The 7,825-nt window shown below is 46.3% G+C and carries 8 protein-coding genes and 1 pseudogene; 7 read left to right on the plus strand and 2 right to left on the minus strand.

The genetic code is table 11. The features are described from left to right. The 6 genes and pseudogenes from F6K20_RS15675 to F6K20_RS15700 form a co-directional block, all read left to right on the plus strand. Positions 1-2,163, plus strand: a pseudogene (locus tag F6K20_RS15675) (phycobilisome rod-core linker polypeptide); the annotation flags it as partial. Between the two features lie 632 nt (positions 2,164-2,795). Further along, positions 2,796-3,281, plus strand: a complete 486-nt coding sequence (gene apcA, locus F6K20_RS15680) for an allophycocyanin subunit alpha (RefSeq protein ID WP_008180111.1) — start codon at positions 2,796-2,798, stop codon at positions 3,279-3,281. Positions 3,282-3,376: 95 nt separating this feature from the next. Next, positions 3,377-3,862, plus strand: a complete 486-nt coding sequence (gene apcB / locus F6K20_RS15685; RefSeq protein WP_008180109.1) for an allophycocyanin subunit beta — start codon at positions 3,377-3,379, stop codon at positions 3,860-3,862. Positions 3,863-4,148: 286 nt separating this feature from the next. Beyond that, positions 4,149-4,349 (plus strand): phycobilisome linker polypeptide, encoded by a 201-nt coding sequence (locus F6K20_RS15690; RefSeq protein ID WP_008180106.1) that lies wholly within the window; start codon positions 4,149-4,151, stop codon positions 4,347-4,349. A 361-nt stretch (positions 4,350-4,710) separates the two neighbouring features. Then, the gene (locus F6K20_RS15695) at positions 4,711-4,836 is read left to right on the plus strand and encodes a hypothetical protein (RefSeq protein WP_267873720.1); all 126 of its coding nucleotides are present in this window, start codon (positions 4,711-4,713) and stop codon (positions 4,834-4,836) included. A 2-nt stretch (positions 4,837-4,838) separates the two neighbouring features. Next, positions 4,839-6,047: an FtsW/RodA/SpoVE family cell cycle protein gene (locus F6K20_RS15700; RefSeq protein ID WP_008180102.1), complete on the plus strand. Its 1,209-nt coding sequence runs from the start codon at positions 4,839-4,841 to the stop codon at positions 6,045-6,047. Between the two features lie 273 nt (positions 6,048-6,320). Here the strand turns inward: F6K20_RS15700 and F6K20_RS15705 are convergent, their stop codons facing one another. Next, a complete protein-coding gene (locus F6K20_RS15705) occupies positions 6,321-6,758 on the minus strand; it encodes a VOC family protein (protein WP_008180100.1) in 438 nt (145 codons plus the stop codon). Positions 6,759-6,880: 122 nt separating this feature from the next. Then, positions 6,881-7,387 carry a TIGR02652 family protein gene (locus F6K20_RS15710; protein ID WP_044492328.1) on the minus strand — a complete coding sequence of 169 codons (507 nt, stop codon included), beginning with the start codon at positions 7,385-7,387 and terminating at the stop codon, positions 6,881-6,883. Between the two features lie 182 nt (positions 7,388-7,569). Here F6K20_RS15710 and F6K20_RS15715 point away from each other — a divergent pair. Next, positions 7,570-7,825 (plus strand): gamma carbonic anhydrase family protein (locus F6K20_RS15715; protein ID WP_502708836.1); only part of this gene is annotated, 256 nt, incomplete at its 3' end.

Below are 7,825 nucleotides of genomic sequence, written 5' to 3' on the forward strand. Positions count from 1 at the left end.
TAAGTCCAAAGCTACTTCTCGATTGTTTCCGATGGTGGTCTACCCGCTCTAGTAGATGCCCTGGTGGATTCTCAGGAATATTCGGATTACTTTGCCGAAGAAACGGTTCCCTATCTGAGGGGTTATGGTCAAGAGGCTCAAGAATGCCGTAACTGGGGGATGCAGCAAGATTTGTTGCGCTATAGTGCTCCCTTCCGTAAGGATGCCCAGTTCCTCAATACCTTTGCCAAGTACGAGCAACCCCTGCCTGACCAACATGTTTATGGTTCTGGTAATGACTCGTTGGAAATTCAGTATGGGGCAATTTTCCCGAAAGAAACCCGGAATCCTACTACCACCCCCGCTCTCTTTGGCAAAGATACTAAACGCCTGCTGATCCACCAAGGCCCAGGGATCAATAACCAAAATAGTAATCCAGGGGCAAGGGGTATGTCCCCCGGTTCCCTTGGCTCTAAGGTGATCCGCCTTGACCAGATCCCCAGTACACAAGACAAGAGTATCAAATTTGCCGAAAGCTCTACTCAAAGGGTAATTCGTGCCTGTTACCTGCGAGTTTTTGGCTTTATGCCCTATGAAGGTGAACGGCTGACTTCAGGGGAAGCTCGGCTGGAAAACGGTGAAATTACTGTCCGCGAGTTTATCCTAATGCTGGCGAAGTCTGATGGTTTCCGCAAACGTTACTGGACACCATTGTATGTAGTCAAGGCAATTGAATATATCCACCGACGTTTGCTTGGTCGTCCTAGCTATGGGCGCTCCGAGATGAACAGTTACTATGATGTTGCCTATAAAAAAGGTTTCTACGGTGTAGTAGAGGCAATTGTCAACACCAAAGAGTACTCTGAGGCATTTGGGGAAGATACGGTTCCCTATGAGCGCTATGTGACGGCGGCTGGTTTAAAAATGCGCACCGGAGGAGTGTCTGGTAGCGTGACATCAGCAATGGCAATCATGGGTGAGGAGAAAGTACCTCGCTTTGTTGAGCTGGGTATGGGCAAAGAGATGCTCACCGAACCGGAAGTTGAATTCCGGATTAATCAGGGGGTTAGTGTACAGCGTGAACAAACTAAGATCTTTAAGCTGATCGACCTGAATGATAAGCCAGCGTTGAAAGTTCTGATTGGAGCAGCTTATCGGCAGATATTTGAGCGGGATCTTGAACCCTATCTGATCAAAGCAGCATTCACCTCCCTAGAAAGCCGACTGAGCAATGGCGAAATTAATCTCAAGGAGTTTATTGAAGGCTTAGGTTGTTCTGATCTCTACATCAAAGAGTTCTACACCCCCTACCCCAACACCAAGGTGATTGAGCTGGGTACCAAGCACTTCCTAGGACGTGCCCCCTTAACTCAGAAGGAAATCCAGACCTACAACGCAATTCTAGCCTCAGAAGGCATTCGGAGCTTTATTGGGGCAATGGTCAATGGCATGGAATATGCTCAGGCATTTGGAGAAGATACCGTCCCGTACCGCCGCTTCCCCACCTTACCAGCTGCTAATTTCCCGAACACCGAGAAGCTGTATAATCAGCAGACCAAGCAGAATAGTGATGTGGTGGTACCAAGCTTTGATCCAGTCGAGCCTCGCATGGATTCGTCTAAGCTACCTCTGACCGGAAAAGCGATCGCAGATATGGCTGCCCAAAAGTGGCAGGTGGCTACCAACCCTTCCGAGCTGGCCAAGGTAGGTCGTTCCTCTAATCGGAACAACTCAACCTTGAATCATAAATCTGCTAAGCCAACACGGATTTTCCGCATCACCCCAAACATTTCTCAGGTCGAAACCGCAGTGGTGATTGATGCCATGTATGACCAGGTCCTGGATTTATTCGGTGAACCAGTACCAGCAGGATACCGGCAACAGCATCTAGACAGTCAACTGCGCAATGGAGAAATTTCGGTGCGGCAGTTTGTTAAAGCCTTGGCAATTAGTAACACCTATAGTCAGCGGTTTTACCAGGCTTATCCCCCTGCCAAAGTAGTTGAGTTATTGTTCCGGCACTTACTAGGACGTACCCCTAACACTCATGGTGAGGTTCAAACCTACCAGCAGCTGTTGGCGGAACAAGGTCTAGAAGCTGCAGTAACAGCTATGGTTGATAGTTCAGAATACTCTCGCTTCTTTGGTGAAGACGTAGTCCCCTATCAGCGGCTCAGTCAGTAAAAAGTCTGAATTATGAAGGTTGGAGGTTGGAGGTTGAAGGTTTGAAGGTTTGGAGGTTGAAGGTTGAAGGTTGAAGGTTGAAGGTTGAAGGTTGAAGGTTAAAAGTTTAAAATTGAAGGTTTGGAGGTTGAAGGTTGAAGGTTTGGAGGTTGAAGGTTGAAGGTTGAAGGTTTGAAGGTTGAAGGTTGAAGGTTGAAGGTTGAAGGTTTGGAGGTGGTCGGTAGGTTGGACTAGCCTTAAAGGTTAAACTTTCAACCTTTAACCTCTAACTCAGGCCACTAACCTGTAACTGACCTTTCAAACTTTATTAGGGAAAATGTTAAGATGTGTTGCGAAGCTAGGAAAAATGTCAACAATCTGTAGCAAAATATTCCCGGAAGCTAGGTGTATGATTAACCTGCTTTGATTTATGCCTTTGATTTAGGCGGGGTTAGCCAAACCAAGTTTTGCTGGGGCGTGCGTCGGCTGAAGTTCCGACGGCGTATCGAGAACGGCGATTTACCCGGCACATTGCAGGTAACTGCAATGCTACAGAAGCTCTAATTACACCGCAAGGTTAGTTAGAGAGCGTTCATTCTTGGAAATGCCAGTTTAAAAAACCTGGTAATATTTTTTTCTGGAGGAATCCATCTATGAGTATTGTCACGAAATCCATCGTGAATGCAGATGCTGAGGCTCGCTATCTGAGCCCTAGTGAATTAGACGGTATCAAAAGCTTTGTTACTTCTGGTGAGCAGCGCTTACGTATCGCTCAAACCTTAACAGGCTCCCGTGAGACAATTGTTAAGCAAGCTGGAGACCAACTATTCCAAAAGCGTCCAGATGTGGTATCTCCTGGTGGTAATGCCTACGGTCCAGAAATGACCGCTACTTGCCTGCGGGACATGGATTACTACCTACGCTTGATTACCTACGGTATTGTTGCTGGTGATACCACACCAATTGAGGAAATTGGTCTGGTAGGTGCTAAGGAAATGTACAAGTCTTTAGGTACCTCCATTGATGCTGTTGCCGAAAGCGTCCGTTGCATGAAGGGTATTGCTACTGGCATGATGTCTGGGGACGATGCTGCTGAAGCTGGCTCTTACTTCGACTATGTGATTGGTGGATTGTTGTAGGGCAATAAATACTCCTTGGCCTAGTGTTCTGATGATGGCAAAGTTTGTCTGTAGAACCGATAATCACAACTTGAGTTAAATAAGGAAATAGAATCATGCAAGACGCAATTACTGCTGTTATCAACTCTGCCGACGTCCAAGGCAAATATTTGGACGACTCCGCTATGGCAAAGCTCAAGGGCTATTTCCAAACTGGTGAGCTGCGGGTACGTGCAGCAACTGCCATTAGTGCTAATGCTTCTACCATCGTTAAGGAAGCGGTTGCTAAGACCCTGTTGTATTCCGACAGCACTCGTCCAGGTGGCAATATGTACACCACTCGCCGCTACGCAGCTTGTATCCGTGACATGGATTACTTCTTGCGTTATGCTACCTATGCGATGTTGGCCGGTGACCCATCGATCCTTGATGAGCGGGTACTCAATGGCTTGAAGGAAACCTACAACTCCCTTGGTGTTCCCATTGGCAATACCACCAATTCCATCCAAGGCATGAAGGAAGTTACCGCTAGCTTAGTTGGTGCTGATGCGGGTAAGGAAATGGGTGTATACTTTGACTACATCTGCTCTGGCTTAAGCTAACTTAGCTAGTGTTGATGGAATTCGCCAGCCTGTAGTTGTCTGTGTAATTAAGGTCTGGGAAGTTGATTGTGAGTGCTAGCTTGTTAAAGGCGAATCTGGCTCACGTCAGTCAAGCAGAGGAGTTTTGACAGTCTAGTATTGACAATTAACTCCCAGACTTTGGAATAGTTGAGATATTCGATTAACGAATTTATTCCCTCGCTATAGGCGATAGGGGATTTTTTAGACATATTGGAATCAAACCAGAATTAAAATTTTCTTGAATTTTACTAGGAGAAATAACCTCATGCGGACGTTTGAAATAACTGCTTGTGTGCCAAGCCAAAGCAGAATTAGGACACAACGGGAGTTACAGAATACTTTTTTTACCAAGCTAGTTTCCTACGATAACTGGTTCCGTGAGCAGCAGCGCATCCAGAAAATGGGTGGCAAAATTATTAAGGTTAAGCTGGCAACTGGTAAGCAAGGTACAAACACCGGTTTGTAATAATTTTTCGATAATAGCTGTTTATAAAAAAATTTCAGGGGGTCTACTACGACCCCTTTTTGATTTTTGGTGGAAAATGGGGGGATGGAAACAGAGGCAACAGAGGGAAGATATAGCATTTCTAAATTCGGTGAGGTACATTTGGGATGTTAGGGAATAGGCAAAAGGCAACAGGCAACAGGCAACAGGTAAAAAAGATTGTGTACCTCATTACTATGAGAAAAGCTATAAACAAGAAACCAAAGGCCAAAGGCGAACAACCAAATAACCTTGGCCTTTCGGCCACGCTACGCGAACAACCTTCAACCACATAACCTTGGCCTTTGGCCAGGCTACGCGAACAACCACATAACCTTGGCCTTTGGCCAGGCTACGCGAACAACCACATAACCTTGGCCTTTGGCCACGCTACGCGAACAACCACATAACCTTGGCCTTTCGGCCACGCTACGCGAACAACCACATAACCTTCAACCAACCTGATTAAACGTGGCTCTACGTAACCTGATTCTCTTATTTAACCCCTCTACTACAGACTGGGCAGTTAGTGCTCGGTTACTGAAGTGGTTAACGTTTCTATGGCTGTTGATCGGAATAGTAATTCTTTTCTCAGCTTCTTATGCGATCGCAGATGTCGAGTTAGGGGATGGAACATACTACGTCAAGCGACAGCTGATGTGGGTAGTCTTAGGTTTAGTGGGATTTAACCTATTGGTGCGATCACCGTTGCGTTATTTGCTAAAGATCAGCCATTGGTTGGTCCTGGGGCTGTTGGTGCTGCTGTTATTGACTTTAATTCCTGGTGTGGGCACAACGGTTAATGGGGCAACTCGCTGGTTATCTTTCGGTTCGGTTCCCCTGCAACCTTCAGAGTTAATGAAGCCGTTTCTAGTGTTACAAGCAGCTCGGGTATTTGGGCAGTGGGACCGGCTTCAGTGGCGGACTCGTTTCACGTGGCTGGGGATTTTTATGGTGGTGTTGGTGGGAATTTTGTTACAGCCTAATCTGAGTACAACAGCACTTTGTGGGATGACCTTGTGGCTAGTTGCTCTAGCAGCAGGGTTACCGTTTTCTTACTTGGGAGGTACAGCATTTGGTGGTGTCCTGCTGGCAGTACTCAGTATCAGCATTAAGGATTACCAGCGGCGTCGGGTGATGTCATTCCTAAATCCTTGGGCTGATCCAATGCGAGATGGATACCAATTGGTTCAAAGTCTTCTAGCTATTGGCTCCGGTGGGACTTGGGGCTCTGGCTTTGGGTTATCCCAACAAAAGTTATTCTATTTACCCATTCAACACACTGATTTTATCTTTTCTGTCTTTGCTGAGGAATTTGGCTTTGCTGGTAGTATAGCGCTAATGTTATTGTTGATGACATACATGACCCTAGCGGTGATTGTAGCTATTAAGGCAAGAAACCGAGTCTATCAGTTAATCGCGATTGGAGCAATGCTGTTTATTGTAGGACAGTCTCTGTTGAATATTGGTGTCGCTTCTGGGGCTCTGCCGACTACTGGTTTACCCTTCCCATTCTTTAGTTATGGGGGAAGTTCGATGATTTCCAGTTTGTGTTCCGCTGGGTTGTTGATTCGGGTGGCACGAGAGAGTAGTGAGGCGAAAGTTGTGTCTATACAAAGTCGCCGCCAGTCGATAGCAGAACGACGGCAAAGAAGGCACAAGGTCAAAGCCAAAAGGTAAAAGTGACCAATATAGCGGTTTTCAATTTGGTGAGGTACAGAGTTTCTGGTTTTAGGGAACAGCGGATCTGGGAACAGGGAACAGGGAAGAGGAACCCACCCCTAACCCCTCCCAGGAGGGGAAGAGGGAACAGGGCAAAAATTATGTTTACCTCATTAGCGTAAAAAGCGCTATACAGACTAGTAATTTTTTTTTCAGGGCATTCCTACTCCCGACTCCCGACTCCCGACTCCCCACTCCCGACTCCCCACTTCCTAAAACCGATGTCTAGGTCTAGGTTTTTAGTAGATACAAAAACTCCAACGGTAAACCATCAGTATCAGCGATAAACGCTACCTCATAAACACGATTACCGATCATCTGTTGGGTAGGTTCCAAGAGAACCTTCAACGGTTGAAACTGCTCTGGGTTCTGCTCAGAAGCCTCTTTAAAACTTTCTTTCAAGCACTCTAACCAACTTGGCAAGTCAGTAGCGCTATCAGTTAGGTCAAAAGACACGTGGTAATACCCCACATAATGCTCATCCCCAAAGGCATCTGGTGCTGGTAATGGTTCAGGAATTTGGATCAGTTCCAAGCGTCCCCCCAGTCCCTTCAGCCAACACGCTAGAGTCATGCCGGTAGTGAAGCGTTCAGATACCGTGAATCCCAACTTCTCATAAAATGCGATCGCGCGATGAATATTGGCTGTGCGAATCGAAGCGTGATGCATGGGTTTTGTCCTTTGGCCTTTTTCCTTTACCCTTATTCCTTTGTAACCAACAACAGGTGTACTGAAATCACCAAGCGCTAATCACTAATCACGTGCTCACCAATCTACCAATCTAGCAATCACTAAAACAATCGGAAATAAGGGTAGCGCACAGGTACCCCTGGTTCTTTTTCCAAATCAAAATTAATCACTGCCCAACAAGGTTCTTCCTCAGGTTCTGGGCTAAATTCTACCGGCAAGCCATACAACCTGGGTTGGCCTGACTCTGAGTTCCCTCGCCAGGGGGTACTGCGCTCTAGGTAGGCACTCACTAAATCCCGATAACGACTGGCAATAATCACCCGTGTTGCCCGATATCCTTCAGTGTATAGCTTGTCTAGGGCTTCGTGAATCTCAAAGCGAATTCCATCAGGATGAGTGTGCTGTCGGTACCATTTATCTTGCCATAGACGCCAGTGACGCCCAGATTGTAAATGAATCAGTTCCCCAGTTTTTGGGTTGGCTTCAAACGCACCATGACGTGGACACAAGTAAGTGTCAGTCAACGTCAATGCCGGAATTATCTGACGGCAGTGAGGACATTTTATTTCTGAACCGAATATCGGGTACTGCAAGCTAGAATCAATCATTAAATGCTAAAGATTGCCTTAGAGGTATATGCTATTACCTAATGGCTCCATCATTATAACTGGGTATTTATTGCTGTTGGTCTAAGTGACCCCACTCTAAAACCTATGTAAAACCTAAGGTATTAATTACCATTATCTCCCTATTGTGATTAATTGTGGATCATCCTCTACCTAAAACCCCAATATTGACATCTTTTTGGCCTCCCCCAGATCTGTCTCTTGCTGCCTTTGTCGCCCCTAATGCTGTAGTTATGGGTCAGGTGTCCGTAGCTGCAGGAGTTAGCATTTGGTATGGTGCTGTAGTCAGAGGTGATGTGGAGCGCATCGAGATTGGCGATCGCACTAATATTCAAGATGGCGCAATTTTACACGGAGATCCCGGCAAGCCAACAGTTTTAGAAGACCATGTCACTGTCGGTCATCGCGCTGTCATTCATT

Origin of the sequence: Moorena sp. SIO2C4, from assembly GCF_010672485.1 — a bacterium.
GTDB classification, from domain to species: Bacteria; Cyanobacteriota; Cyanobacteriia; order Cyanobacteriales; family Coleofasciculaceae; genus Moorena; species Moorena producens.